The sequence below is a fragment of the Butyricicoccus sp. OF10-2 genome (genome assembly GCF_003481925.1).
Taxonomy (GTDB): domain Bacteria; phylum Bacillota; class Clostridia; order Oscillospirales; family Butyricicoccaceae; genus Agathobaculum; species Agathobaculum butyriciproducens.
Map to the genome: position 1 here is coordinate 22051 of NZ_QUMC01000014.1, position 26031 is coordinate 48081.

Consider the following 26031-nt stretch of genomic DNA (forward strand, 5'->3'; position numbering starts at 1 on the left):
GGCCTGATGAGCAGAAAGGACTATTTATGAAAGAATTAGCCTTAAAGTACGGCTGCAACCCCAACCAGAAGCCGGCCCGCATTTTTATGACCGAGGGCGAGCTTCCGATTGAGGTACTCAACGGCAAGCCGGGTTATATCAACTTCTGTGACGCATTCAACTCTTGGCAGCTCGTCCGTGCGCTGAAAAAGGCGACCGGCCTGCCCGCAGCTGCGTCCTTCAAGCACGTTTCTCCGGCCGGTGCCGCGCTCGGCAAGCCGCTGACCGATGTTGAGCGTCAGATGTACTTTGTTGACACCGACAAGGAGCTGTCCCCGATTGCATGCGCTTACATCCGTGCACGCGGCGCTGACCGTCTGTGCTCCTACGGTGACTGGGCGGCGCTGTCCGATACCTGCGACGCAGACACCGCTTCCTACCTCGCACACGAGGTTTCCGACGGCATCATCGCACCGGACTTCACCGCTGAGGCCCTCGAGATCCTCAAGACCAAGCGCAAGGGCGGCTACAACGTTGTCAAGATCGACCCGAACTACGAGCCAAAGCCGATCGAGCAGCGCGACATTTTCGGCATCCGCTTTGAGCAGGGCTACAACAACTACGAGATTAACGAGAGCCTGCTCACCAACATCGTTACCGAGAACAAGAATCTGCCGGAGAGCGCAAAGCACGACATGATCCTTGCACTCATCACCCTGAAGTACACCCAGTCCAACTCGGTCTGCTACGTCAAGGACGGCATGACCATCGGTGTCGGCGCAGGTCAGCAGAGCCGCATCCACTGCACGCGCCTCGCGGGCAACAAGGCCGACAACTGGTTCGTTCGTCAGCATCCGAAGGTTCTCGGTCTGCAGTTTGTTGACGGCATCCGCCGCCCGGATCGCGACAACGCGATCGACGTTTACACCTCGGACGAGTACGAGGACGTACTGGCTGAAGGCGTATGGCAGAAGACCTTCAAGGTAAAGCCGGAGGTGCTCACCGCTGAGGAAAAGAAGGCGTGGATTGCAAAGAACACCGGCGTAACCGTTGGTTCGGACGCATTCTTCCCGTTCGGCGACAATGTAGAGCGCGCACGCAAGTCCGGCGTGGAGTACATTGTACAGCCGGGCGGCTCCATCCGTGACGACAACGTAATCGAGACCGCGAACAAATACGGCATCACGATGGCGTTCACCGGCATGCGTCTGTTCCATCACTAATGAAACTGCTGAAAGGCTATTATGCCTACTTAGCCGTATCCGGCGGACTGCTGCTCAGTCTGGCCGCGCAGCACAACTGGGCACTGCAGATACTGGCGTTCGCGCTGGTGTCTGCCGGTGCGCTGTCCGTGCAGAATGCGTCCCGCTGGTATATGCGCGCGAGCATTGCCGCGGACGTGACGATGGCGTTCAAGCTCATCCTCGGTCCGGCAGTCATCCCGCCCTGTCTGCTGCGGATTGTGCTGCAGTATGCGGCGCTCGTGCCGCTGCTGCTCACCGGCTGCATGCTGCTGATGGGTGTCAAAGACCAGATGCACAAGATCGAGCACAGCACGCTGCCCGAATGGGTTTTGCTGGTGATCTGGAGCGCGGGCTACATTCTTGTGCTCGTGAGCGCACCCGGCTGGCTGAACGACTATCTGTTTAACACCGTCTGGACGCTGGCCAATACCTGCATCTCCATCGGCACAGTAGCACTGATCGTAGAAATGTTCCGCGCACAGCGCATATACCTACAAACGGAGGAACAATAAATGAAAGTTTTGGTTATCGGCGGCGGCGGCCGTGAGCACGCCATCGTCCATACATTGAAGAAGAGCCCCAAGGTTGACCACATCTGGTGTGCGCCGGGCAACGGCGGCATTGCCGCTGAGGCAGAGTGCGTACCGATTAAGGCAACCGACATCGACGGCATGGTTGCTTTCGCCAAGGAGCACAAGCCGGATCTCGTTATGGTCGCACCGGACGACCCGCTTGCACTCGGCATGGTAGACGCGCTCGAGGCCGCAGGCATCCGTGCCTTCGGTCCGCGCAAGAACGCCGCTATTATTGAGGGCAGCAAGTCCTTTGCCAAGGATCTGATGCAGAAATACAGCATTCCGACCGCTGGCTACGCCGTTTTTGAGAACTCGGCGGATGCCATCGCGTACATCAAGAAGAACGGCGCGCCAATCGTTGTCAAGGCGGACGGCCTTGCGCTCGGCAAGGGTGTTACCGTTGCCATGACCGAGGAAGAAGCCATCGAGGCGGTCAAGGACGCGATCGACGGCGGCGCATTCGGCGGCGCCGGTGCGCGTGTCGTTATCGAGGAGTTCCTCACCGGCCCTGAGGTTTCCGTGCTGGCATTCGTTGACGGCCAACACCTCAAGACCATGCCGTCCGCACAGGATCACAAGCGTGCCTACGACCATGACGAAGGCCCGAACACCGGCGGTATGGGCGCATTCTCGCCGTCCCGCTTCTATACCGACGACATTGCCGCCGAGTGCATGGAGACCATCTTCAAGCCGACTGTCGCGGCCATGGAGAAGGAAGGCCGTCCGTTCAAGGGCGTGCTGTATTTCGGCCTGATGCTGACCCCAAAGGGCCCGCGCGTTATCGAGTACAACGCCCGTTTCGGCGACCCGGAGACGCAGGCTGTCCTGTCCCGACTGGACACCGACCTGTTCGACATCTTCAATGCCGTTATCGACGAAAAGCTCGAGGACATTGACATCAAGTGGGCGGACAATGCCGCCTGCTGCGTCTGCATGGCGTCCGGCGGCTATCCGAAGGCCTACGAAAAGGGCAAGGAGATCACCGGTCTGGACGATGTGACCGACTCGTTCGTATTCCACGCCGGCACCGCCGTCAAGGACGGCAAGCTGGTAACGAACGGCGGCCGCGTGCTCGGCGTAACGGCAGTTGCCCCCACGCTCGACGAAGCGATCCTCAAGGCGTATGCCGATGTCAAGAAGATTCACTTCGATAAGGCGCATTATCGCACCGATATCGGCGTAAAGTAATATTTTACGTTTATTGTAGGGCGGGCTGACCTCAGCCCGCCCTACATTCTGCGTGAATGGAAGAAAGGAAAAAAGAATGAAAATCGAACAGCAAAATCAGATTTTAGGCTGCATGAACGATGTTCTCAACCAGAACGGTTTCCGTGCGGAAATCATGCAGAAGGACGGCGCACCGACCATTCTGCGCTGCGAGGCAATGCGTCAGGGCAAGGTTGCCAAGGACGTTGTGATTGAAGCCTGCTTCATCCCGATGCAGCTGCCCGCAGAGGACATGGGTCTGCTGCAGTTCTTCGTTACTCTGTTTCAGGGTGCCCCGGAAAACAACAAGGTGCAGCTTCGTCATGCGTGCGATTACTGCAACAACTTCTGTGCGCTCGGCTCGTTCGGCTTCTTTGAGGAGGCCGGTCAGATTTACCTCAAGCACAACACACTGGTGGACGGCTCTCTCGAGCTCGAGAAAATCATTCCGTTTGTGGCGGATAACATTTCCGTGCTGATTGCGGCAGTCTCCCGCTTCATCGACGGTCTGGCGCAGATTGCCTATGCAGGCATGACGCTCGACGCTGTTATCGAGCAGGACTTGTTCCCGAAGCTCGGCTAATTGCAAACAAGAAAACACCGCAGAGTAAGGCTTAACCGTTTTAGGAACTATAAGTCCTGCGGTTAGGGCAGAGAACGGTGTGACCGTTAAGGTCACGCCGTTTTTTTGCGTCCAAGGGTAGATTCTGCAATCATGAGTTCTGTCAGTGCGGGGATTTCCACATGGTCCCTTTCAAGAATCCGCGAAATCTGCTCTGGGCCTTTGCCGTCAATGCAGAGGTCAAAGACGCGCTTGACAATCTGGGCAGCATCCTCATCCAGAATCCACTTGTCCTTGCCGCTGCTCGTTGCCCTATCTGCCGTGTTCGTCCAAAGGGCGAATGGGACACATGACATGAAAGTGCGGATTGAAAATGCCGACGTCCTCCTTGTCGAGAGAATGAACGGCAAAGTCCACTACCATACCCCGGCTCACAAAGTTCTCCAACAAAAATTGCCTTGCCAGAGCGATGTTCTCCTGCATGGAAAACTCGTTCTGCAAGGCAATGTCAAAGCTGTACGCAAGCTGTGCTTTCTTTCCGCATTCGGCTTTCTCCACCGCGTTCCAGAGGGTTTCTCGGTCTGCATACTCCGATGGCGCATGCGATGGCAGCAGGATTTCAGAGCAGAGGACGCACAGTCTGTGTCGATTTACTCCGGCTCATCCTCATCGAGCAGCGTGAGTACATCAATCGGCGCGTCATTCTGCGTCACCTGCACATGCACATGAGTGCCGAGTGCGGATTCTGCAGGAATGCTGTCCGCGCACACGCCGAGCGCCTCACCGGCGGAGACAGCCTGCCCTTCCTGCACGCGTACATCGTCCATGCCGCAGTACGACGAGGTCAGACCGTTAGTATGCGTCAGCGTCACGCAGGTGCCGTACAGGCCATCCTCGGCAATCTGCTGCACAGTGCCGTCGGTCAGTGCGAGCACGGTTTCGCCGGCTTCGGCAGAGAAGTCCGTGCCGGCATGAACACGCCAGTCGCCCATGGTCGGCTGGAACAGCAGCGTGTCACCCGAAAACGGCGTCAGCACGGCTCCGGACACCGGCCGCACATACACAGGGGCGCTGACCGTCACAGCCGGTTCCGGCTCTGCCGCCGCGACCGGCTGTTCCTCGATCACCGGCTCAGGTTCCTGCTCCTGCTGCGGAACGGTGGCCGGTTCGGTCGGTGCTTCGGCGGTCGAGTCGGCCGGTGCGATGATAGGCATTCCGGTGTCCGGCTCGACCGCGTTCTGCCGGTGTGCATTGCCCCAGATCACCCATGCGGATGCGGCAATGATGAGCGCACACAGCGAAAGAATGGTGTAGAATCCGCGGGTAGAGAGCGCCGCGGTGTGTTTGGATTGATATTGCTTCATGTCCCTTTACCTCCGTTGCTGACAGTATGGTCGGCTGCTGCGGAAAATATACGCGCCGCCGAAAATTTGCCGCACAGCGAACACTTCATCGGCAGATGCCGGATAGTCCACAAAATGGGAGACGTCTGCGGATTGTACCCAATCGTCGAATGTGGTATACTAAATAAAAAAAGAGAAACGCAAGGAGGGTAAAGACTATGGAACTGGCTGACTTTTTCGCAATTGACCGGCTGTCGCAGCACGACGAGGAACTGCTGATCGAATCCGCGATGCAGATGCAGCAGATGATGCTGCTGTACGAATCCGGCATCCGTGAGATCAAGACCAAGCTGGATATTCTAAGCGATGAGTCGCGTATTTCGGGCAAGCCAAGCCCGATTGATGCCATCAAAAGCCGCATCAAAAGCCCGCGCAGCATTATCAGCAAGCTCAAGCGGCGCGGATTCCCGATCACGCTGCAGTCCATGATAGACAATCTGAACGATATTGGCGGTATCCGCGTGATCTGTCCGTTTATCGAGGATATTTACACAGTAGCGGACATGCTCATGCGGCAGGATGACTTGACGCTGATCGAGAAGAAGGACTACATTGCCAATCCCAAGCCGAACGGCTACCGCAGCCTGCATCTGATCCTCGAGGTGCCGATTTTCCTCGCGGAACGCACGCAGCCGGTACGCATCGAGCTGCAGATTCGCACGATGGCGATGGATTTCTGGGCCAGCCTGGAGCACCAGCTGCGCTATAAATCCGATGTGGAGATTCCGGAGCATGTATCCGATGATTTGAAGAAGTGTGCGGATGTTATTGCGGAGACCGATCAGGAGATGCAGCGCATCGCAAAAGAACTGAAAGTGCTGTAAAAGGAGAAATTATGCAATACATACCCATTATAACCCTGGTCCTGGTTGTTATTCTGCTGGGACTGGTCATCGTTCTGCTGACCCGCAAGCCGGAAAAGCCGGAGCTTCCGCAGCAGATCGACCCAACCGCATCCATTACTGCGCTCGGCACGCTCGTGACGCAAAACCTGCGCGAAGGCCGGGAAGCGCAGAGCAATCAGCTTTCCGCGATGGACAAGAGCCTTGGAGACAAGATGAGCGGTCTGACCGATCAGCTCGGCAGGTTTGAGACGCGTCTGCAGGGTTTCACGGCGGAAACAACGCAGAATCTGACTAATATCCGCGAAACCGTGGACAAAAACCTGCACACCTTCACGGGTGAGACAAAACAGAATCTGGAAACTATCCGCAGCACGATGGACAAGAATCTGCACACGTTCACCGGCGAAACCAAACAGGATTTGGAAACTATCCGCGAAACGGTAGATAAAAATCTGCACACCTTCACGGGTGAGACTAAGCAGGATTTGGAGAACATCCGCGTTACAGTGGATAAAAACCTGCGTGCCATGCAGGAGGACAACAACAAAAAGCTGGACGATATGCGTCAAATTGTAGACGAAAAGCTGCAGAAAACGCTGTCTGAGCGCATGAATGAGTCATTCAAGCTGGTCAACGAGCGTTTGGAGCAGGTTTACAAGGGCCTCGGTGAGATGCAGACGCTGGCACAGGGTGTCGGTGATTTGAAGAAGGTGCTCACCAATGTCAAGACCCGCGGCATTGTGGGCGAGATTCAGCTGGGCGCGATCCTCGAGGACATTCTCGCGCCCGAGCAGTACGAGACCAACGTGGCGACCGTGCCGAACAGCCGCAATGTGGTCGAGTATGCGGTCAAGCTGCCCGTTGAGGACGGCAGCTTTGTCTGGCTGCCGATCGACTCCAAGTTCCCGGGAGACACCTACGGGGCGCTCCGTGATGCGTACGAGGAAGGCTCGCGCGAGCAGATTGACGCATGCGTCAAGCAGCTGATCGCCACCCTCAAATCCGAGGCGAAGGACATTCACGATAAGTACCTTGCGCCGCCGCATACGACCGAGTTCGGCATCATGTTCCTGCCCTTCGAGGGACTGTACGCCGAAGCTGTCAGCCGCGGCATGGTGGAGATTCTGCAGCGGGACTACCATGTCAATCTGGCAGGTCCGAGCACAATGGCGGCGCTGCTGAACAGCCTGCAGATGTCGTTCCGCACGATTGCGATTCAGAAGCGCTCGGGTGAGGTCTGGAGCGTTCTGGGTGCGGTCAAGACCGAGTTTGACAAGTTTGAAGCCTGCCTGACGCAGACGCAGAACCGACTCGATCAGGCGAGCCGCGAGCTGGATAAGCTGGTCGGTACGCGCACGCGCGCTATCCGCCGCAAGCTGAAGGGCGTTACCGAACTCAGCGAGAGCGAAACGCAGAAGGTTCTGGATATCGGCACCGATTCGGAAGAAGAGTGAAGCGCTGAGCAGAAAGAAATTCTCAACCGCTTTCTCGGCAAAAGAAAACACCGCAGAGCAAGGCTTAATAGTGATAAGGTACTATTTAGCTTTGCGAGGGGCAATATACAGATACTGCCGCCGTATCGGCGTATGAGCCGAATATCTGACTTTAACCCCAAAAGGAACCCTGCCTGTTCCAACAACAGACAGGGTTTTCTCACTGTTACAGCACCTTTTTTTGCCGCCCGGAAGCTTTGACAGATTGAGCGTAGTCGCGGCCGAGCACGGCGCTGCACAGCTCTACCACGGCTGCGACCGGTGCATAGCAGAATACATCGTCGAAGCCGGTGCCGCCGGTCATTTCGCGCAGCTCTGCCGCCGAATTTTCCATCTTGCCGGTGTTGACAAAGTGCAGGTCGATGCCGTCCTTCTCCTTAACCTCTGCGGGCGGGAACAGCGCCTCGGCGTGTGCCAGACAGTCCTCGTTCACATCGGTCACAACGACCATGGACGGACGTCACGGTGCAGCGCATACGTCAGCGCACTCAGGCCCATCGGACCGGCACCTGCCATGATGACCAGCTTGCCGCCCTTTTTAATACCCATTTCGCGGTGATAAACACCTATCTTGGTGTGATAAGCGGCGTTAAACGCACCGACCGAGCAACTCATCGTCTCCGCAAGAGACACCTCGTAGTAAGCGCGGGCTGCAGCGTGAACTTCATGCCCGGCTTGAATTTATCCTGATGCTTCGCGCCAACCTTGACGATATCGCCCGCAAACTCGTGCCCCATGACGGCCGGATGCTCAGCTACATCGGGATGCACGCGCTTGTGCTCGGTGCCGAGGATGGCACACTTGTAGGTGGACATACAGATGCTATCAGATACGACCTTGACCAGAATCTCATCATCGCGGATTTCCGGCAGTTCAAAGGTATCCAGACGCAGGATCATTCGCAGCATGCAGACGTACAGCTCTTGTTTTCATAATAAAACTCTCCTTCACCATATCTTAAAACACGATAGATTTCAGCAATTACAACTTGGAAAAGCGTACTTTCGGAAGCAGCGCCTCGATAACCGAGCGCTCGGCGGCCTGTGTGCCGCTGCACATGACATTCGCGGCTCCGGTTGCAGTCGAGAGACGGACCGCGTTCTCCTCGCTCATATCCTGCGACTCGGCATAGGCCAGCGCGGCCACCACGCTGTCACCCGCACCGACCGTACTGCCGACCGGAACCTTGAGTCCCTCAGCGTAAATCGTGCTGCCCTTGCGCAGATACAGCGCACCGCGGCCGCCCAGCGAGATAACCACCCGTTCGATACCGCTCTCCAGCAGCTTTTGACCTTCTGCGGTCAGTTCTTCGATGGTTTCCAGTTTTCTGCCCGCCAGACGCGACAGTTCATCATCATTCGGCTTGATGAGGTACGGCGCGGCCTTTAAGCCTTCCGCCAGTAAAGCGCCGTCCGCATCGAGGAACACCCGCGCACCTGCGTTTTTGCATGCGCTCGTCCACACGCGATAGGTTTCCTGCGGTGCGCCCTTCGGCAAGCTGCCCGCCAGCACCACAATGTCGCCTGCGTGCACCTCAGCCAGAAGGTCGTTCAGCAGCGCATCTAAATCTGCGTTCGTAACGGTCAGACCCGGCTCGTTGATGTCGGTATTCGTGTGGCCGACCCGGTCGATGATTTTGATATTCGTGCGGGTCTGCCCCTCAACGAACCGGAACTGCGTGGTGAAATTCTCGTTTTCGAGCAGCTTTTCAAGCGTTCTGCCGCTCTCACCGCCCAGAATGCCGACGGCGCGGCTCTCGCCGCCCAGCTTGGCAATCACTTTGCTCACGTTAATGCCCTTGCCGCCGGGATCCGTGCGCATTTCCGTGATGCGGTTGACCGTGTCAAGCGCAATACCCGGAATTTCTACCGTTTTATCCAATGCAGGGTTGAGTGTTACCGTATAAATCATGGAATGACTCCCTCCAGATATTTGAAACTATTGAAACAAAAGCTATAATCAAAATAACAACAGTCCATATAAGCGTCAATCTGTTATTTCAACAAATAATCCCTTTCGTTTTTGTAAGGAATTACAAGAGCACATTCTCCCTGTAAATTCTGTTCTGCGTGCAAAAGGAACGGCAATGCAGAATATTTTCCGCATTACCGCTCCCTTTTATGCTTAATCTCTGTGTTCTGAGAACAGACGATCCAGCTTTTCTTCCAACAACTGCACGGCTGCGTCGCGCTGACCGGTCCGCAGGCGCTCGATCACCTCAGGCTCCTCGATCAGCTGTGCGCTCACCATGCGCATGACCTCCACTGGAATCGGATCACCGGTATCCGGCGCAAGCAGCACGAGTGCCCCCATAATCATCTTTCCGGCCTCGTAGACCGGCGGCTGTGCCTGTAAATAGCCGAATCGGCAGTCCGATACCGCCTTTGTCCTGCAATGCAGCAGTAGCGCGAACAGCGGCTTGATATAGGTATCGCCCATGGCTTCCCGCCGGCGCAGCTGCTGCGCTCGAGAAGATGTTCGCTGAGATCAAGTAACTGAATTTCGACACAATCAAACCTGAAAAAACAGGAGAGGTTATCCCTCTCCTGTTTTTTCAGGTTCCGAACGCAAAGGGTCTCCCGCCATTCGGCGGGAGACCCTTTCTCATTTTACCGGCTTATTTACCGGTCTTTTCACACAGCTTCTGCATGATAACAGCTACCTGTGCACGGGTGGCCGTGCCCTGCGGGTCAAAACGGTTGCCCGATTTGCCGCTCAGCAGACCAGCCTTCTGCATTCTGGTTACAGCGTCCTTCGCGTAAGCGCGGATGCTTGCGCTGTCGGCAAATGCGGCTGCACTGCCGTTCTCCTCTACCTTGGTGCCGGTGGCGGTCAGGTAATTGTCCATGATAACCGCAGCCTGCTCACGGGTGATGAGCGCATTCGGATTGAAATGCGAAGCGTCCACGCCGGAAACGATCTTGTTGGCTGCTGCCCAGTTGACGTATGCGTTGTAGTACATTTTGCTGTCTACGTCGGCAAACTGGCTCTGGGTGTTGTACGCGGAGATATCTGCGCCTGCCATACGGCCAAGCACGGTGACAAACATGCCGCGGGTCATACCCTCGTTCGGGGAGAAGGTGGTTGCGGTCGTGCCGTTGAACAGCGCCTTATCGGTCACATATTCGATGGCATCCTTTGCCCAGTGGCCCGCGATGTCGGTAAAGGTGCTTACCGTACCCTCAACGACCTTAACATTCTTGCCCACGGTGCCGTAGTTGTCGTAATCCACAGAGTAATCGTTGAATACATCATCGGATTCGTAGCCTACTGCATCGGTGAAGGTGCCCTCGTTCCAGTCTGCCAGCGTTGCCCAGGTATTGGTATTGCCGGCCTTGACGGTGTACGCGTTGATAACCGGAATATCGGTGGACTTCTCTGCAACAGAGGAGTTCAGTACGGTAGTAACGCGAACATACTTTGCACTGCCCAGTGCGGAAATATCAACCGTGTTCTTGCCGTTCTTCAACTCTGCGGACTGGGAAGCCTTTACGGTCTTGCCGTCGTCCGAGGTCTCAACGGTTGCGGTTGCAGAAGCCGCGCCGGTAATCTCTGCGTTATAGGTAAACTGTGCTGCACTGCCGGTCATTGCGCGCCACTCGGTGGTGTGCGTGCCCTTGGTGACGATATTCTCCGGTGCGTAATCCAGCCATACGACCAGCTTGTCGCTTTCCGGACCCTTTGCAGTCGGATTTGCGTAAATCTGCTTGTTCTCCTCTGCGGTCAGCTTGGTGGTATAGAAGCGGAGCTGACCGATGTCACCTGTCAGCATGGTGTGCGTCTTGCCGCGGCCGCGGCCCGTCAGCAGATGACGGTGGAATGCAAAGCCGGAGTACATGGACTTGCCTTCCCAGTTGCGGATCTCAGAATCAAAATTCGGTGCATCGGTGTGACCGCTTGCCTTGGTATCCTCGTAGCTGTCGCCGCCGGTTGCACGGTCAAAGCCGCCGGTGTACTGTACCCACTTGCCGAGGGTAACGCCGCCGCCCATATTCTCGTCGTCGTTCCAGAAGTACTCGCCGTTATCGTTGTTAAAGCCAATGCCATAGGTAACCATGCCGGTCTTGCGGACTGCCATGCGGAACAGGTAGTTGGTGCCGTAGCTGATGGAAGCGCCCTTCATCAGCAGCGGGTTGTGGTCCCACTCATCGCCCGTTGCCAGACGGTCGATGTTTGCCCAAACCATGCCGGTAACGCCGTTGTCTACCACATAGTTCTTGTTATCCGGAATTTCCACATAATCGTCCACGCCGTCCAGAGACAGACCCCAGCCGCCGTTGTACTTAACGAGCGTCGGATTGCCGCGGATGATGCCGTCGTTGCCCTTGCCGGACTTATCCTTTACGATCGGGGTGCCCTGCATGGAGCCGAGCACGGCAACGGTCTTCTCTGCCGAGTTGCCGACCTTGACGGTATAGCTGCCGCCTGCCGGTGCCTTGTAGGCAAACTCAACCGTGCGGGTCTCGCCTGCCTTAAGCGCAGTCTTCTGCGAGGTAACGGCTGCGCCGTTGATGTACAGCACTGCCTCTGCGGTGCCGTCCTCATTGCCGATGTTCTGCACATCCGCCTTGGCGTAGATGACATCGCTGGTCGGCTCGCTTACTGTGCCGCCGCCGAGCTGCAGGCGCAGGTTGCTGTAGGTGTAGGTTGCCTTGCGGAAGGTAACATTGACAGTCTTGGTGTAGCTGTCCAGCTTGAGGGTATGCGTGCCGAGTGCAGAAAGCGTCAGCGGTGCGCTCAGCGTTGCGGACTCGCCGGGATTCAGACCGACAACACGCTCCTTGCCGCTCTTGCCGAACTCATACAGCCAACGGTCGGTGCCGTTGTCCTTGACACACATGGAGGCGGTCGCCAGACCCTTGCCGACATTGGTCACCTTTGCGGATACCGTAACAGTGCCGTTGGACTGAACGGTGTCCGGGGTGATGGAAATATCGCTGTACGCCAGCTTGGTGCCGTCCTTGGACAGCGTAACCGTCTCAAATACCTTCTCGCCGTCGCTGCTCAGACCCAGGTTCTTATAGGTCAGCAGACCGTCCTTGACGGTTACTTCGAGCATATCGCCCTTGCCGGTTGCAAGCAGGTTGGGATAGTTGTCGTTTAGGCGCTGATCCGGCTTGCCGGTGTCGATCTTGCCGTCGCCGATGCGGGCATCGCCCTGGGTTACATACAGGGTATCCGCGCCGCGCTTCGGATCAGCAGAAGCATAGCGGGAATACAGATGGGTATGGCCGCTGAACATGATATTCACGTTGCCGTTCTCCACGATGGAAGGAACGTACTTGCGGGTCAGGTCATCCTCGAACGGATGGTGCATGGTAACAACGCGGAAGTCAGCCTTCTTGGCATCGTCGGTTGCAAGATCGGCCTTGAGCCAGTCGAGCGACTCGTTTACAACGGCCTTGGTTGCCGCATCTGCCTCGCCGCCGCCCGCAGTGGAGTTCAGCTCGAACAGGGACCACGGGTTGCTGTCCAGCATATCGAAATGCACCGGACCGCAGTCAAACGCTACGTTGCGTCCGGTCTCGTTGGACTTATACTGCTCCTTCTGCACCTTGGTGACATACTCATCAAAGTAGGCACCGTAATCGTGGTTGCCGCTGTTGTAGATAACCGGCACATTGTGCAGGAACGAGCCGACATTCTGGAACCAGTACGGGAACTGATCCTTCTGAGAGCCGGTGCCCTCTACCATATCGCCGGTATGCAGGATAAAGTCCGGATCGAACTGTGCGATCACATCGGAAACCTTGGTTGCCGTTTCAAAGCGATGGCTGTCGCTGACAACCACAAAGCGGATCTCATCCGAATTTTCGGGCAGCGTGCGGAAGTGACCTTCCACAGTCTGTCCGTCCTCGGTCTCAACCTTGTAGGTATAGGTCGTACCCGGAGTCAGATCGGTCAGGCGGGCACGATACATGTGCATGCTCTCACCCTTAAACTTTTCGCCCTCCTCTACCGGAACCTCGAGCGTTTTCTTGTCCGCATCGCTCGTACCGTAGGTAATGGTGGACTTCATCGGTTTATCCAGTTCCCAAACGACAACCATGCCGTTTGTTTTCGGGGTCATCAGGTACGGACCCGTCAGGAAGGAGCCGGTATCCGTCCTTCCGATTGCGAAAGCAGTGCTCGGCACCAGTGTTGCCAGCATCACGGCCGACAGCACACCGCTGAGCAGCCGCCGCATACGCGAAGATTTTTTAGCCATTTTCTTTTCTCCTTTCTCTTCACGGTACGGCTGCCGCCATACCGCCGCGTCTATGTTAAACCTTTTAAGCCAAGGTTCGCGCGCTGTAAATATGCGTGTCGAAGTACGAAATCAGCCGCGTGCGGTTCTCGCCTGCCCACTCCAGATCGTAGGTGATGAGCTTGACCTCGTCCAGCGGCGGCAGTCCGTCCGCTGCGCGGGCGGTGCTGTTTGCCGGAAGGCGGCAGCTTTTCGCTTCGATATAGCATTCCTCTCCGCGGGAAGAGGTCAGCCAGTCGATAAAGGTGCGGGCGTTTTCGCGCTCCTGCTCCGGTGCACCACGCACAAGCGCGCACGCGCCGATCTCATAGCCGGTGCCGTCTGCCGGACTGCGCACCTCAATGGGATAGCCATCCAGCGCCGCGCGGAAGGCGTCATGCGAGAACACGATACCGACGGCGTATTCGCCGTTTTTTACCCGCTCTGCCGGCTCCACACCCGAACGGGTGTACAAACCGACGTTTTGGTCTAATTTTTGAAGATACTCCCATGCCTTGTCCTCGCCGCGCATCTGCACAAGCGTTGCCAGCGTGGTATACGAGGTACCCGAGCTTTTCGGAGTTGCCATCACAATCTGCCCTGCCAGTGCAGGCGACAGCAAATCGTCCCAGCAGGTCGGCATCGGCGTTCCCGTCCGTGCAAACCAGTCGGTGTTGCAGGCGAAGCACAGCGTACCGATGTAGATCGGATTCCACACGCCCTGCTCATCCTGATAGGCTTCGGGCACATCGGTCAGCTCGGGACTTTGATACGCCTCCAGCAGACCGGCCTCTCGCAGCTGAATATAGTTATCCGCCGAGCCGCCCAGCAGCACAGAAGCCTGCGGGTTGTCCCGCTCCTGCTCGAGCCGCGCGGTCATTTCTCCGGCAGGAAGATGAATACAGTCCACGGTGATGCCGGTATCCTTGCGGAAGGCACTGCAGTACAGCAGCGTTTCCGACTCCGGCAGCGGACTGTAAACGGTAAGATGGTCATATTTCGGTGTTTCTGTCCCCTCCTCCATCGCATGATCGTTCTCCTGCGGTGAGGGATCGTTCTGCTGCTGACCCGTACAGCCGCAGAGCAGTCCGGTCAGCAGCAGAACAACAGGAAGAAAACATATTTTTTTCATAGCTTCCACCTCGATACAAAAGGCGGAGCAGTTTTTCTCTGCCCCTATACTATAACAGTTTAAGCGGCTTCGCTCTACCGTCCATCATCCGATAAAATTTTACCATTCAAGAAGGCCGTTCCTGAACGGTGAATTTCTTACGATATTATTTTAGGCAGTACCGCATAATTAAGCAAGAGCGATTTGCGAGTAAATTTTACGGACTGACGAGGCGTGGTTTTGCGGTAATACTTGATGTATTACCGCAAAATCACAACAAAGTCAGGGCACAAAATTTCCGCAAAGCGCCGCAGCTTTAATTGTGCGGTATTGCCTCATCTCTCTTCCGACCGGCTGCGGTACTCGCGTGGCGAAACGCCGACGTGCTTTTTGAACAGATAGCTGAAATAGTGCGAATCCTGATAACCGACGTCGAACGCAATATCGCTCATGCGGCTGTTGCCCTCGGTCAGCAGATGCTTTGCCGCCTCGATGCGGACAGCGGTCAGATATTCGACAAAGGTCTGACCGGTCTCCTGCGAAAACACGGTGGAAAAATGGTTCGGACTAAAGCCGACCTCTGCCGCCACCATGTGCAGTGAAATACCGCTGTCCGCATAATTTTCGCGGATAAACTCCTTTGCACGGCTGATTTCCGCGCTGTATCGCACATTCTGATGGCGATAACACAGACGAGTCATGCGGCCGAGCACCTCGGCGGCACAGGCCTTTGTGCCCTCGAGCGTCGCCACCTGACCGAGCACCGCCTGCGGATCCTCCGGAGGCGGAATACTGCCTGCCTGCACCTCATCAGCCAGCTGAGAGGCTGTGACGAGCAGATTCATCAGCAGATAATACCGGTACAGCACGCTCTGTACGTCCTGCGCCGCAGAGTCGCCGAAGTAGCCCTCGACAATGCGCGGCACATCCTCGGGAGCGGCATGCCGCAGCTTGTCCGCCAGCGAGCCGCCCGCCGAGAAATCGAACTCGTGCTGCACACCGGCAAAGTCCGTGCTGCCGAATACGCCGTCCTCCGCACATGCGGAGGCCTGCAGCAGTGTATCCTTCGCTGTGCAGTAGCTTTCCGGCAGGGCGCTGACACGTGAAACCGGTGCGCCGATCGCGCACAGCGCGTTCCAGCCCAGCACCTGACAAAGCTCGTGCCGCAGGTTCTGACAGAACTCGTAGGCGGTTTCGCGCACAGCTTCCTCGGTCTCCCCACGCAGCAAGAGCACCAGCCGGCGGCTGCCGCGGAAAAAGGCGCAGACCTCGCTTTCCTCACCGCACAGACGCTCAGTCAGCGCGCGCACCTGCTCCTGCACGGCATTTTCCGGCAGGCGCACGATGCACACAAGATACTGCTTCGCTGTCAGCAGCAGCCCCCAGCGTTCTCCCTGTACAGCCGCCTCCGCAGTCGGCACGCTGCCCGAGAGCAGGTCGTTGAGAAAATGCTCACGCAGTACGTCCTCCTCGCGCTCACTGCGGCTGTTTACGCCTGCCGAGCGAAGCTGCTGCTGCTCCTGCTCAATCTGCTCGGCAACCTGTCCAAGCGTTTCGAGCAGCTGCGCCGAGCTGACCGGCTTGAGCAGATACGCATCCGCGTGCAGCGAAACCGCCTTCTGTGCATACTCAAATTCATCGTGTCCGCTGAGGAACACAATACGCAACCATGGCATGGTGCGCCGTACAACCTTTGCCAGCTCCAGACCATCCATAAACGGCATGCGGATGTCCGTAATGAGCACATCCGGCTTCATTTCCATCAGCATAGGCAGTGCCATTTCGCCGTCCGGCGCTTCACCTGCAAATAGAAAGCGTCCCTGCTCCTTTTCAATGCAGTTGCGGATGCCGTCCCGGATGATCTCCTCATCATCCGCAATGAATATACGCATCATAGCGTTTTCCCCTCCTGTTCGTCCGGTACGGTGAAGCTAATGCGTGTGCCGTTCCGGTATTCACTCTCAATCGTCAGTCCGCAGCCGTAATACAGCCGCAGGCGCTGTTCTACATTGCGCAGACCGTAGCCGCCCTTGCCGTCCGGGTCAAGCGGTGCGCCATTCTGCAGCGAGGTCCGTACCTCGGCAAGACGCTCAGGTGTCATGCCCATGCCGTTGTCCTCCACGGCGAAGTACATGCCTCCTGCCTGCCTGCGACCGGTCACGGTAATCTGTCCTCTGCCGCGCCTGCGCTTAATGCCGTGATAAATCGCGTTTTCAACCAGCGGCTGCAGCACGATTTTCAGCATATACCGCTCGTGCAGCGCGGGATCAATATCAATCGTATACCGCATGATGCTGCCGTACCGCACCGACTGAATCTGCAGATAGTTTGCAACGTGCTGTTCCTCGCGCTCGACCGTGATGTAATCCGCGCCGCGGCTGAGCGAGATGCGCAGAAAGCCGGTGAACGCCATCGTCATCTCGACAACCTCGCTGTTGCGGCCCTCTTCAGCCAGCCAGACGATGGTTTCCAGCGTATTGTACATGAAATGCGGCGTAATCTGCGCCTGCAGCGCCCGCAGTTCGGCTTTTTTAATGGTCTTTTCCTGCTCGACCCGCTCATGAATGAGCGCCCCCAGCTGCTCCGCCATTGTATTGAGATCGCGTGTCAGCAGATGCAGCTCGTCGATCTCGGTCGGCGGGACGCGCTCGGTCAGCTCACCGGCGGCAATGCGGTTGGCAAACTGCTCCAGCTGCCGCAAAGACGCGCCGATCGCACCTTCCAGATTGTCAGATGCCCGAATAGTCAGCCAGATCATCACGCCGACCAGCACAATGAGTGCAAGCGCTGCCGCACCCAGTCCGTGCTGAATGCGGGCGTTGAAACGACCCATGCGGGCGATCTCATTCTCGATATAGCGGTCAAGCATGCTGCCCGCCAGATGGCCGACGCTGTGAATCTCGCGGTACAGCGATTCGTTGCGGCTGACCGCGGCACCGGCGTCCATCTGCGTTTCCAGCTGATCAACGTAGCTGTCGATCGTGCGGATGGCACGCAGTGCCGCGTTGAGATACTGTGCCTCGTCCTCTCCGGCACTGTCCAGCATGTCGTTCAGCTCGTGCAGAGAGCTGTCAATCAGCATCCGCTGCCGTCCATCCTCGAAGGAAATACGGCCGGAAACCACGTTCCACACCTCATCCGGCAGATCCTGCACCAGCACAGTGCGGACCTCGGAGGCACGGGTCGTCAATGCAATATCCGCGCCATAGCGCTGTGTCAGAACAACCAGCAGACCGGCCAGCACGCACACCGGAAGGATCATGCAGACCACGCTGCGCAGCAGCGACTGCCGCAGCAAGCCGTGCAGGCTGTGATGGGATTTACGCATCGGCTGTTCCCTCCTCCGTCAGCACGGCGGTGTCCGCCAGAGCGATATAGGGCTTCCACGGTGCCTTCGCAATCTGCTGGGCTGCGTCTGCGGTCAGTTCAGCCAGCTGCGTATCATCCAGTGCGCCGATTACGGCAACCTCCCCTTTTTTCTGCAGCGCGCGCAGCTCTGCACCGCCGCCAAACGCACAAATCAGCACATCCTTGCCCGGTTTACGGCCGTGGCTGTGCAGATAATCCACTGCACCGAGCGCCATGGCGTCATTCTGGGCGAAAATATAGCCGATTTCGTCCAGATGGTCCTCCATCTCCTCCAGTATTTCGCAGCCACGCGAGCGCATGCCGTCGCCGCACAAGCTGTAGGTTACGGTCAATCCTTGTTCCTCCAGAGCCTCGCGGCAGCCGCGTGCAATCTCTCTTGCGTCCGAAGCATTTACCGTGCCGTAAAGCTCCAGTACACCGTCCCGCGGCATGCGCTGCTGCAGAAGCGCATCCGCCGCCTGCTCCGCGAGCGACGCATAATCAAATCCAATATGCTGCAGCGGCACATCATCCACGCCGCGTATCGCGCGGTCTATCGACAGCAGCGGCACGGAGGCGGATTTTGCTTCGCGCAGCACGTTGTCCCAGCCGCTTTCCACCAGCGGCGTAAATGCGATTGCGTCCACCTGATACACGATCAGCGCACGCACGGCTTCAATCTGTGCCTCCTGCGTGCGCTCGACCGGCATTTCCAGCACTTTGAAGCCATGTTCCTCCGCCGCATGTACAAGCGCTTCGGACTGCGCTTCGCGTCGGTCATCCTCTGCCGCCGTGGTGACAATGCCGAGCACCGGCACATGGGCATTCTCTTTTTCCGGCTGTGCCAATCCCTGCAGCAACCGCAGCATCACAACTGTGCAGAGCAGCAGCAATGCCGCCCCTTTCCATCGTTTCATGGTTTTCTCTCCGTTTCTTGTTCTCTCCTGAATGATTTAATCATATCACACTTTGGAGAAATGAGCCAAATGTATTTAACCATAGTATAAAAACTATCCAAATAAGCGCCCATGATATTGTGCATATTTCCTCACTTAGACAGAGAAATATCTTCCGGCGCAGTCGGATCTACTTGCATTGGCTGTTGATATGCGGTATAATATGATTACACAAGGAAAGACAAAAGGAGCGCAGATTGCAAACATCTGCGCTCCTTTTGCACCTGTATTACCGTTCTTCTTTTTCTGTCGGAATCTCCGTCTGCTCGGCTTCACGTGCCTTCCTGCGCCGACGGCGCAGGACCGCAACAGTGCCGCCTCCGGCAGCAGCCAGCAGGATCACCGGCCAGAACATCACCGCACCGACGATGAGCGCTCGAACCGCGTCAACCAGACCGCGTGTTCCGGTCTTAGCCGCCTGCGTGAGCTGTGCGCCGAAGCCGCTGCCTTCTGGCGTTGCGGTCAGCGTCTGCACCTCTTCCAGATCCACATAGAAGGTCGAAAATCCGACCAGATCATCGTAATGGCGCTTAGAGCCGGTCAGCGAGTCGATCTCGTATTCACAGTCGGCCAGCGCGTTCTCGAGCGAGATGATATCCTCCATCTTATCCGCCTGATCGAGCAGCGCCAGCAGCCGCTCGTGCTTGGTGGTCAGCGTTGCCAGACGGGTTTCGATATCGGTATACTGCTCGGTCACGTCCTCGCTCGAACGCGAGCTGTACACCACATGCACGCTGCTGCCGAGCTGCTCGTAAAACGCCTCAAACTTCTCCTGCGGAATGCGCAGGACATAGCTTGCATGCCGGCTGCCCGCATCGCCAGAAAGACTGCTCGATTCAAGATAGCCGCCTGCATCCGCTGCCATTTTCTCAATATCTGCAGAGGCTTTGTCGAAATCCTGCGTTTCGAGCGTCAGATTAGCGTTCAAAATCAGCTTGGCATTCTTTCTCACCGCAGAAAAGTCCGCACCGCTCTCAGCGGTATCTGCCGACGCTTCCTCGGTCCAGCCGTTCATGTCACCCGGCATACTGCCGCTGTCACCGGCTGCCGCCGATGCCGAATTGCCGACGCTTGCTCCGCAGGCGGAAAGCAGCAGCAAAAGTGCAAGGAACAGGGGGAACAATCGTTTTTTCATAACAGACACCTCGTTTCTTGAGCGGTGCGGCGCACGGCCGCTGTATTTTCTCTTGTTACTTGATTAGACGAGATGCCGTGCGATTTGGTTCCCTCTGTTCTGTATATCAATCAAACAATTTTTAATACCGCATTCTATTGAAATCGCGGTCGATTTTGCGTCTTTCTCTTGCAACCCTGTCGTTCTTCACCTATAATAGAATATAATAACCGAATAAATATTCAGCAAACCAGGCGAACGCCTGCGGCGCAAAGCTAAGAAGCCGCTTTCGCAATGACTGCGAAACCGACTTCACAGGGCCTGTAAAATGGCAGCCAGCTGCCTCGTTTGAGATGCACAGATGCATTACCGATGCAGCAGTGCATCTTTTTTCTTTTACAGAGAAATGCCGGACGCATTCCGGCTTACGGAGGAGTATATGAACAAAATTACAACCAGACTGAAACGGTACGGCTGTCTGCTGCTGTGCCTCTGCCTGCTTATGCCGCTGCTGCAGGACACAGCCGCCGCTGTGCAGGATTCCTCTGTCGTGCGAGTTGCATGGTATCCGGATTCCGCCTACAACATCACCTGCGAAAACGGCGAACGCAGTGGCTATGGCTACGAATATCAGCAGTCCGTCGCCGCATATACCGGCTGGACCTATGATTACATCGAAGCAAACTGGCCGGATTCACTGAACATGCTGCAAAAGGGCGAAATCGACCTGATGGCCGGCGTATCCTACGCCGAGGGCCGTGCCCAGACCATGCTGTTTTCCGATCTGCCGATGGGCGAGGAAAAATATTACCTGTATGCAAATCTCGCCGCTGCCAACATTTCCGTATCCGATTTGACCACCCTGAACGGCAAGCGCATCGGCATGCTGTCCGAAAGTATCGCGACCACGCAGTTCTGCGAATGGGAGACGCGCCACGGTCTGCACACCGAGCATGTGACCATCACCAGCGACGAGGACGCAGCCGCCAAGATCGCCCGCCGCGAAATCGACGGTTTTATCTCGGTCGAGAGTCCCCAGTGGCAGGAATACGGCCTGTCCGCGATCACCTCGTTCGGCAGCTCGGATGTTTACTTCGTGATCAGCAAAAGCCGTCCCGACCTCAAGGAAGCGCTCGATAATACCATGCGCCGTATTGCACACGACAAGCCGTTCTATCAGGATGATCTGTATCAGCGCTATCTGTCTGCCCAGTCGGTCGAGCTCCTCTCAACCGAGGAGCAGGACTGGCTCCGGCAGCATGGCGCCATCCGCATCGGTTTTCTGAATCATGACACCGGCATCAGCACCTTTGATATCCGAACCGGTGATGTTACCGGTGTTCTCACGGATTATGTCGTATATGCGACGAATTGTCTGGGGGATAACGCCTTGCATTTCGACCTGCACGGCTTTGACACGCAGCTTGAGCAGCTGCAGGCACTGCAGAACGGTGAGATCGACCTGATTTTTCACACCAGCCAAAACCCGCGTGCCGCCGAAGAGAACGGTCTTGCACTGTCGAACACCGTCTTGAGCTTCAGTCAGGCGGCGCTTACCACGAAGAACTATTTTAATGAGCTTGAGCCAAACACCGCTGCCATCCCCAAGAACGATTTTTCGCTCAAGCAGTACCTTTCCTATAATTATCCCAAGTGGACGATCCTCGAATACCCTTCAGCGAATGACGCGATCAAAGCCATGCGTACCGGCAGTGCGGACTGCTATGTAATGCGTGCCGGTCAGCTGCCGCGCTATATGAAGGACAAAACGCTGTACCGCGTGTTCCTCACACAGCCGAGCAAGACCTCGTTCGCCGTACGGCAGGGCGATACGGCTTTGCTGTCCATCCTGAACAAAACGCTCAAAACCATGCCTTCTTCCCTGCTGACCGGTGCACTTGCCATGTACGACAGTGCGCCCGAAAAGGTCACCGCTGCGGACTTTGTCAAGGACAATCTGACCACTGCCTCTGCTGTGTTCATCCTGCTCTCTCTGCTGCTGTTCGGTCTGTTCCGCAAGGCCCGGCAGTCCGCCAAACAGGCGCAGGAGCTGAACCTCAAGCTGCAGCAGAGCCAGACAGAGCTGCAGGAGGCGCTCACGCAGGCCAAGGCTGCCAATGCCGCCAAAACAACGTTCCTGAACAACATGTCGCACGATATCCGCACACCCATCAACGGCATCATCGGCATGCTGACTATCATTCGCAAAAATAAGGACGACCACGCGCGCATACGCGATTGTCTGCATAAAATCGAGCTGTCCTCTCAGCTGCTTCTGTCTCTGGTGAACGATGTTCTGGATATGGCTCAGCTGGAAAACGGCACCGTTGTTCTGCGGAGCGAATCCATGAATCTGGATGAAGTCTGCGGCAGCATTACCAATTCGGTGCTGTTTCAGGCGGAAGCCGCCGGTCTTACCGTCATCGGTGAGCATGACGATTTTTCCGGTATTTACGTCCGCAGCAGTGCGCTGCATCTGAAAAAAATCCTGATGAATCTGTTCACCAACTGCGTGAAATACAACAAGCCCGGCGGTTCCATCCATATGCAGATGCACATGCTCGAACGGACGGATGCGAAGATCACCTGTCAATTCATCATCGAGGACACCGGTCTGGGCATGTCCGAGGATTTCATCAAAAACCATCTGTTCAATCCGTTTGAGCAGGCGGACGAGTCCCCCCGCTCAAGCTATATGGGTACCGGACTCGGCATGTCTATCGTGCATCAGCTCATCGAGCAAATGGGCGGCACCATTTCGGTGGAAAGCAAACTCGGTGAAGGCAGCCGGTTTACCGTCGTACTGCCTTTTGAACTCGATTGTGACGCGACCGCAGCAGCAGCTTCGCCGCAGACACCGTCAGATATTTCCGGCGCGCGGCTGATCGTTGCCGAGGATAATGAGCTCAACATGGAGATTGCAATCTTCCTGCTGCACGACAGCGGTGTGCAGACCGTGCCGGTGCAGAACGGCAGGCAGGCGCTTGCAGCCTTCCGGGATTCCGAGCCGGGCAGCTTTGATGCCATTCTCATGGACGTGATGATGCCCGAGATGGACGGTCTGGAGGCTGCAAAAGCTATCCGGGCACTCGACCGGCCGGACGCGAAAACCATTCCGATTATCGCCATGACAGCCAACGTCTTCAAGGAGGACCGCGAGAAGTGTCTCGCCGCAGGCATGAACGCGCATCTGTCTAAGCCGCTTGATGCCGAGACGATGAAACGAACCATCTCTGAGCAGCTGAAAAAGCTGAATTAAATACAAAAAGCGGAAGAAACCAAGGTTTCTTCCGCTTTTACTCTGCAAATCTTACTCTATTTCCTCATCGTGCTCCATCGCTCCGACAAGCGGCGCTACCATCTGCTTCTTGCGGCTGACGACGCCGGGCAGGACGACCGAATGCTCGCCGCAGTCGGTCTTGAAGGCCGCACGAACCAGCTGCTGCGCGCCCTTGCCGACGTAGAGCAGCTCTGTCTTTTCCTCGATAATGTTGGTCAGCATAGCGAACAGCATGGACAGACCGCTCGATGCCAGGCAGCTTTCCATGTACTCGAGCATTTTATCACGGATGCCGGACAGCTCGTTCTCACTGACACTCGTCACCTGCGAAATCGCAATCTTCTGATTCTGCACCTGAAAATACTTGAAATCCATGTGGAACAGCTCATCCATCGAGCGATCGAGCAGACGCGAGCTGGAACGGAACATTTCTGTTGCATACTGCTTGATGTCCAGACCGGCGATTTTCGCCAACTCTTCTGCAGCCATGCGGTCAAGCGGCGTACACGTCGGCGAGCGGAACATCAGCGTGTCCGACAGGATTGCCGAGCACAGCAGACCCGCGATTTTCGGCTCGATCTCCACGTTGTGCTCATGGTACATCTGCGTGATGATGGTCGCGGTGCAGCCGAGCGGCTGATTGCGGAAGTAGATCGGTCCGCTGGTTTCCACCGAGTCAATGCGGTGGTGGTCGATGATTTCAACAATATTGGTCGAACGAATGCCTTCGGCGGCCTGATCGCGCTCGTTGTGATCAACCAGAATGACCGACGGACGCTCCAGATCCAACAGGTTGCGCTGTGAGAACATACCGACATATCGTCCCTGTTCATCCATCAACGGGTAATAGCGGATACGCTTCTTGGAAACCGTGCGCTTTACATCCTCAACCGTTTCCTCCGGCTCGAAGGTGATAAGTCTCTTTTTCCGCATCACATGCCGCACCGGAACCGCCTGACCGATAACCTTGACACAGGTATAGGTATCATACGGGGTGGCGATGATGGAAACGCCGTTTTCCGAGGCCAGCTTTCGGATGGTGCGCGAAACCTTGGAGCCGAGACCGATGACCATGCAGCCCGCGCTCATCTCAATGGCGCACAGCTGGCTTTCGTAACGGTTGCCGAGAATGACCATATCATTTTTGCCGATGTAGTCCTCGAGCACGTCCGGATTAGCCGCCGCAACGACCACACTGCCCTGCTCAAACCGCTGGTCAATGTCGCCAACCTCGAGCGTGCCGTCAAGCACATCGACCAGATTGCGATAGCTGGTCTTGGCCTCCGCCAGCGCATTGGCGTCCTGATCCTCGATGTAGAAGCGCGCGATGTCGCCCAGCGTCAGCAGACCCTTCAGATGGCGATCCTCATCGACAACGGCCAGCGTCTGAATGTCATTTTCGTTCATGTAATCCCATGCACGGCGCAGCGACAGCTCCTCGCTGATGCCCGACACCTCGCGGTACTGCACATCGCTCAGGCGCGGCTCAAACGACTTGATGTAGCGCGGCGGCTCCACGCCGAAGCGCTCGAGCACAAATTTGGTCTCCGCATTAACGTGACCCGCGCGGCAGGCTATGTATTCTCCGCCGGTCAGTCTGCGCTTGAGGTGCGCATAGCAGATTGCAGAGCAAATGGAATCCGTATCCGGATTGCGATGTCCGATAACAAAAACTGGGTTCATGCACTGATGCTCCTTTATGTGATAAGGGATGGCTCCCCTTCGGAATCCGTTTGATGGAATGAAACCTTGTGGTTTGATTGTATCATTTAACCGGGGAAATAGCAAGGTACGGAAGAGGAATCCAACCCCAAACCATCTGCAACCGCATTGCGTATGCGATGGAGCTGACCGTACGGATTCCGCCGCTGCACCGAAAATCCTGCCGAAGTCCGCTTCTCCGTCTGCTCGCCTACCTTTTGAAAAACCGAAAATCGCAGCAGTCACCGCCGCAGCCCAGCGTTTTTGTGCGCGAAAAGCCGAGCTTGCGCAGTCCGCCGTAGGTCACGTCATCCACGTCGCAAAACAGCGGACACAGCTCCGGACAGCCGTTTTCCTGGCACGCCGTGTGCCAGAGACACTTGGTAATCGACGCGGAAAAGTGCGTTTTGTCGTGTTCCTGTGTACTCTCCCACAAGTCGGAGGTGCGCATGACTTTGAGAAAACAATAGCTGTAAATCCGATAAAATCCCGGCACAAGCTCCATTTTCGCCGTGAAAGCGTGCTTTTCTGCCGCCACCCAGTCCATCATGTACGTCCGCATATGCGCAAAGGTTTCCTCTGCAGGCAGCTCTGCCTGCAGCACCTTGTACAGCGCAATGCGCGGCAGAATGGTCTGCACCAGTGCTTTCATCTGGCTTTTGGACCTGCTTGCTGCGATTTTGATTAACATATCCAACGTTTTTTCCTGCCGTGAAAACAGCAAGCCGCCCCTGCTCCCGCCGAAGGTCTGTACCAGAAACTCCTTAATTTGCTTTTGCTGTTTGCTTTGCATAATTTCTTCATCTCTTTGCTTTTGCGGGATTCCAGTGTCAATCGTCAGTTAGTTCATCCTAACTATATCACACCGGCTTTCAATATGCCACCTTAATATACGAAAACCCTGCCGTTAATCGACACGGGATTGCTTTTCGCCAGTCTCGTTTGCTTTGTTATTCCGCGCAGAAATACGCAGTCTGCAGTTTCCCAG

At 56.3% G+C, this 26031-nt stretch carries 21 protein-coding genes and 1 pseudogene; 7 read left to right on the forward strand and 15 right to left on the reverse strand.

The genetic code is table 11. The features are described from left to right. The first annotated feature begins 26 nt into the window (after window positions 1-26). From DXB00_RS08670 to DXB00_RS08685, 4 genes are all read left to right on the forward strand, one after another. The gene (locus tag DXB00_RS08670) at window positions 27-1202 is read left to right on the forward strand and encodes a phosphoribosylaminoimidazolecarboxamide formyltransferase (RefSeq protein ID WP_118360630.1); all 1176 of its coding nucleotides are present in this window, start codon (window positions 27-29) and stop codon (window positions 1200-1202) included. Continuing rightward, complete coding sequence (locus DXB00_RS08675; RefSeq protein ID WP_118360629.1) at window positions 1202-1735, forward strand: hypothetical protein; 534 nt, start codon at window positions 1202-1204, stop codon at window positions 1733-1735. Before DXB00_RS08670 ends, DXB00_RS08675 begins: the two co-directional genes overlap by 1 nt. After that, window positions 1736-2986, forward strand: a complete 1251-nt coding sequence (purD, locus tag DXB00_RS08680) for a phosphoribosylamine--glycine ligase (RefSeq protein ID WP_119214797.1) — start codon at window positions 1736-1738, stop codon at window positions 2984-2986. A 76-nt stretch (window positions 2987-3062) separates the two neighbouring features. Beyond that, window positions 3063-3587, forward strand: a complete 525-nt coding sequence (locus DXB00_RS08685) for a hypothetical protein (protein WP_110435875.1) — start codon at window positions 3063-3065, stop codon at window positions 3585-3587. A 294-nt stretch (window positions 3588-3881) separates the two neighbouring features. On the opposite strand, the pseudogene DXB00_RS08695 reads toward DXB00_RS08685, so the two are convergent. Beyond that, window positions 3882-4199 (reverse strand): annotated as a pseudogene (locus DXB00_RS08695) (MobA/MobL family protein); the annotation flags it as partial. A gap of 17 nt (window positions 4200-4216) precedes the next feature. After that, window positions 4217-4930 carry a M23 family metallopeptidase gene (locus DXB00_RS08700; protein WP_118729168.1) on the reverse strand — a complete coding sequence of 238 codons (714 nt, stop codon included), beginning with the start codon at window positions 4928-4930 and terminating at the stop codon, window positions 4217-4219. Window positions 4931-5127: 197 nt separating this feature from the next. On the opposite strand from DXB00_RS08700, the gene DXB00_RS08705 reads away from it, so the two are divergent. Both DXB00_RS08705 and rmuC read left to right on the forward strand, forming a co-directional pair. Next, the gene (locus DXB00_RS08705) at window positions 5128-5793 is read left to right on the forward strand and encodes a GTP pyrophosphokinase (protein ID WP_117492072.1); all 666 of its coding nucleotides are present in this window, start codon (window positions 5128-5130) and stop codon (window positions 5791-5793) included. Window positions 5794-5804: 11 nt separating this feature from the next. Further along, window positions 5805-7268, forward strand: a complete 1464-nt coding sequence (rmuC, locus tag DXB00_RS08710) for a DNA recombination protein RmuC (RefSeq protein ID WP_242994927.1) — start codon at window positions 5805-5807, stop codon at window positions 7266-7268. A gap of 205 nt (window positions 7269-7473) precedes the next feature. Here rmuC and DXB00_RS17190 read toward each other — a convergent pair whose 3' ends face one another. The 11 genes from DXB00_RS17190 to DXB00_RS08755 all read right to left on the reverse strand — a co-directional run bounded on the left by DXB00_RS17190 (window position 7474) and on the right by DXB00_RS08755 (window position 20083). Further along, window positions 7474-7758 carry a hypothetical protein gene (locus tag DXB00_RS17190; RefSeq protein WP_243022624.1) on the reverse strand — a complete coding sequence of 95 codons (285 nt, stop codon included), beginning with the start codon at window positions 7756-7758 and terminating at the stop codon, window positions 7474-7476. Then, window positions 7746-7922 carry a hypothetical protein gene (locus tag DXB00_RS17195; RefSeq protein WP_243022625.1) on the reverse strand — a complete coding sequence of 59 codons (177 nt, stop codon included), beginning with the start codon at window positions 7920-7922 and terminating at the stop codon, window positions 7746-7748. Before DXB00_RS17195 ends, DXB00_RS17190 begins: the two co-directional genes overlap by 13 nt. After that, entirely contained in the window at window positions 7919-8215 is a 297-nt protein-coding gene (locus DXB00_RS17200; protein WP_243022626.1) for an alcohol dehydrogenase catalytic domain-containing protein, read from the reverse strand. Before DXB00_RS17200 ends, DXB00_RS17195 begins: the two co-directional genes overlap by 4 nt. 73 nt (window positions 8216-8288) lie before the next feature. After that, entirely contained in the window at window positions 8289-9218 is a 930-nt protein-coding gene (gene pfkB, locus DXB00_RS08720) for a 1-phosphofructokinase (protein WP_118729169.1), read from the reverse strand. Window positions 9219-9431: 213 nt separating this feature from the next. Continuing rightward, complete coding sequence (locus DXB00_RS08725) at window positions 9432-9764, reverse strand: PTS sugar transporter subunit IIA (RefSeq protein ID WP_279220770.1); 333 nt, start codon at window positions 9762-9764, stop codon at window positions 9432-9434. Window positions 9765-9924: 160 nt separating this feature from the next. Further along, window positions 9925-13515 (reverse strand): S-layer homology domain-containing protein, encoded by a 3591-nt coding sequence (locus tag DXB00_RS08730; RefSeq protein WP_118729171.1) that lies wholly within the window; start codon window positions 13513-13515, stop codon window positions 9925-9927. A 64-nt stretch (window positions 13516-13579) separates the two neighbouring features. Then, the gene (locus tag DXB00_RS08735; RefSeq protein ID WP_118729172.1) at window positions 13580-14665 is read right to left on the reverse strand and encodes an ABC transporter substrate-binding protein; all 1086 of its coding nucleotides are present in this window, start codon (window positions 14663-14665) and stop codon (window positions 13580-13582) included. 314 nt (window positions 14666-14979) lie between these two features. Next, on the reverse strand, window positions 14980-16539 hold the full coding sequence (locus DXB00_RS08740; protein WP_118729173.1) for a response regulator: 1560 nt from the start codon (window positions 16537-16539) through the stop codon (window positions 14980-14982). Beyond that, complete coding sequence (locus DXB00_RS08745) at window positions 16536-17972, reverse strand: sensor histidine kinase (protein WP_118729174.1); 1437 nt, start codon at window positions 17970-17972, stop codon at window positions 16536-16538. Before DXB00_RS08745 ends, DXB00_RS08740 begins: the two co-directional genes overlap by 4 nt. Continuing rightward, window positions 17965-18909, reverse strand: a complete 945-nt coding sequence (locus DXB00_RS08750; RefSeq protein WP_118729175.1) for a substrate-binding domain-containing protein — start codon at window positions 18907-18909, stop codon at window positions 17965-17967. The genes DXB00_RS08745 and DXB00_RS08750 overlap by 8 nt, the downstream gene beginning before the upstream one ends. Before the next feature lie 268 nt (window positions 18910-19177). Beyond that, on the reverse strand, window positions 19178-20083 hold the full coding sequence (locus DXB00_RS08755) for a DUF4349 domain-containing protein (protein ID WP_118729176.1): 906 nt from the start codon (window positions 20081-20083) through the stop codon (window positions 19178-19180). 418 nt (window positions 20084-20501) lie between these two features. On the opposite strand from DXB00_RS08755, the gene DXB00_RS08760 reads away from it, so the two are divergent. Continuing rightward, entirely contained in the window at window positions 20502-23321 is a 2820-nt protein-coding gene (locus DXB00_RS08760) for an ATP-binding protein (RefSeq protein WP_158581285.1), read from the forward strand. A 51-nt stretch (window positions 23322-23372) separates the two neighbouring features. Here the strand turns inward: DXB00_RS08760 and DXB00_RS08765 are convergent, their stop codons facing one another. Beyond that, window positions 23373-25025, reverse strand: a complete 1653-nt coding sequence (locus DXB00_RS08765) for a putative manganese-dependent inorganic diphosphatase (RefSeq protein WP_118729179.1) — start codon at window positions 25023-25025, stop codon at window positions 23373-23375. A 229-nt stretch (window positions 25026-25254) separates the two neighbouring features. Then, window positions 25255-25734 carry an L-2-amino-thiazoline-4-carboxylic acid hydrolase gene (locus DXB00_RS08770; protein ID WP_158578283.1) on the reverse strand — a complete coding sequence of 160 codons (480 nt, stop codon included), beginning with the start codon at window positions 25732-25734 and terminating at the stop codon, window positions 25255-25257. Between the last annotated feature and the right edge of the window lie 297 nt (window positions 25735-26031).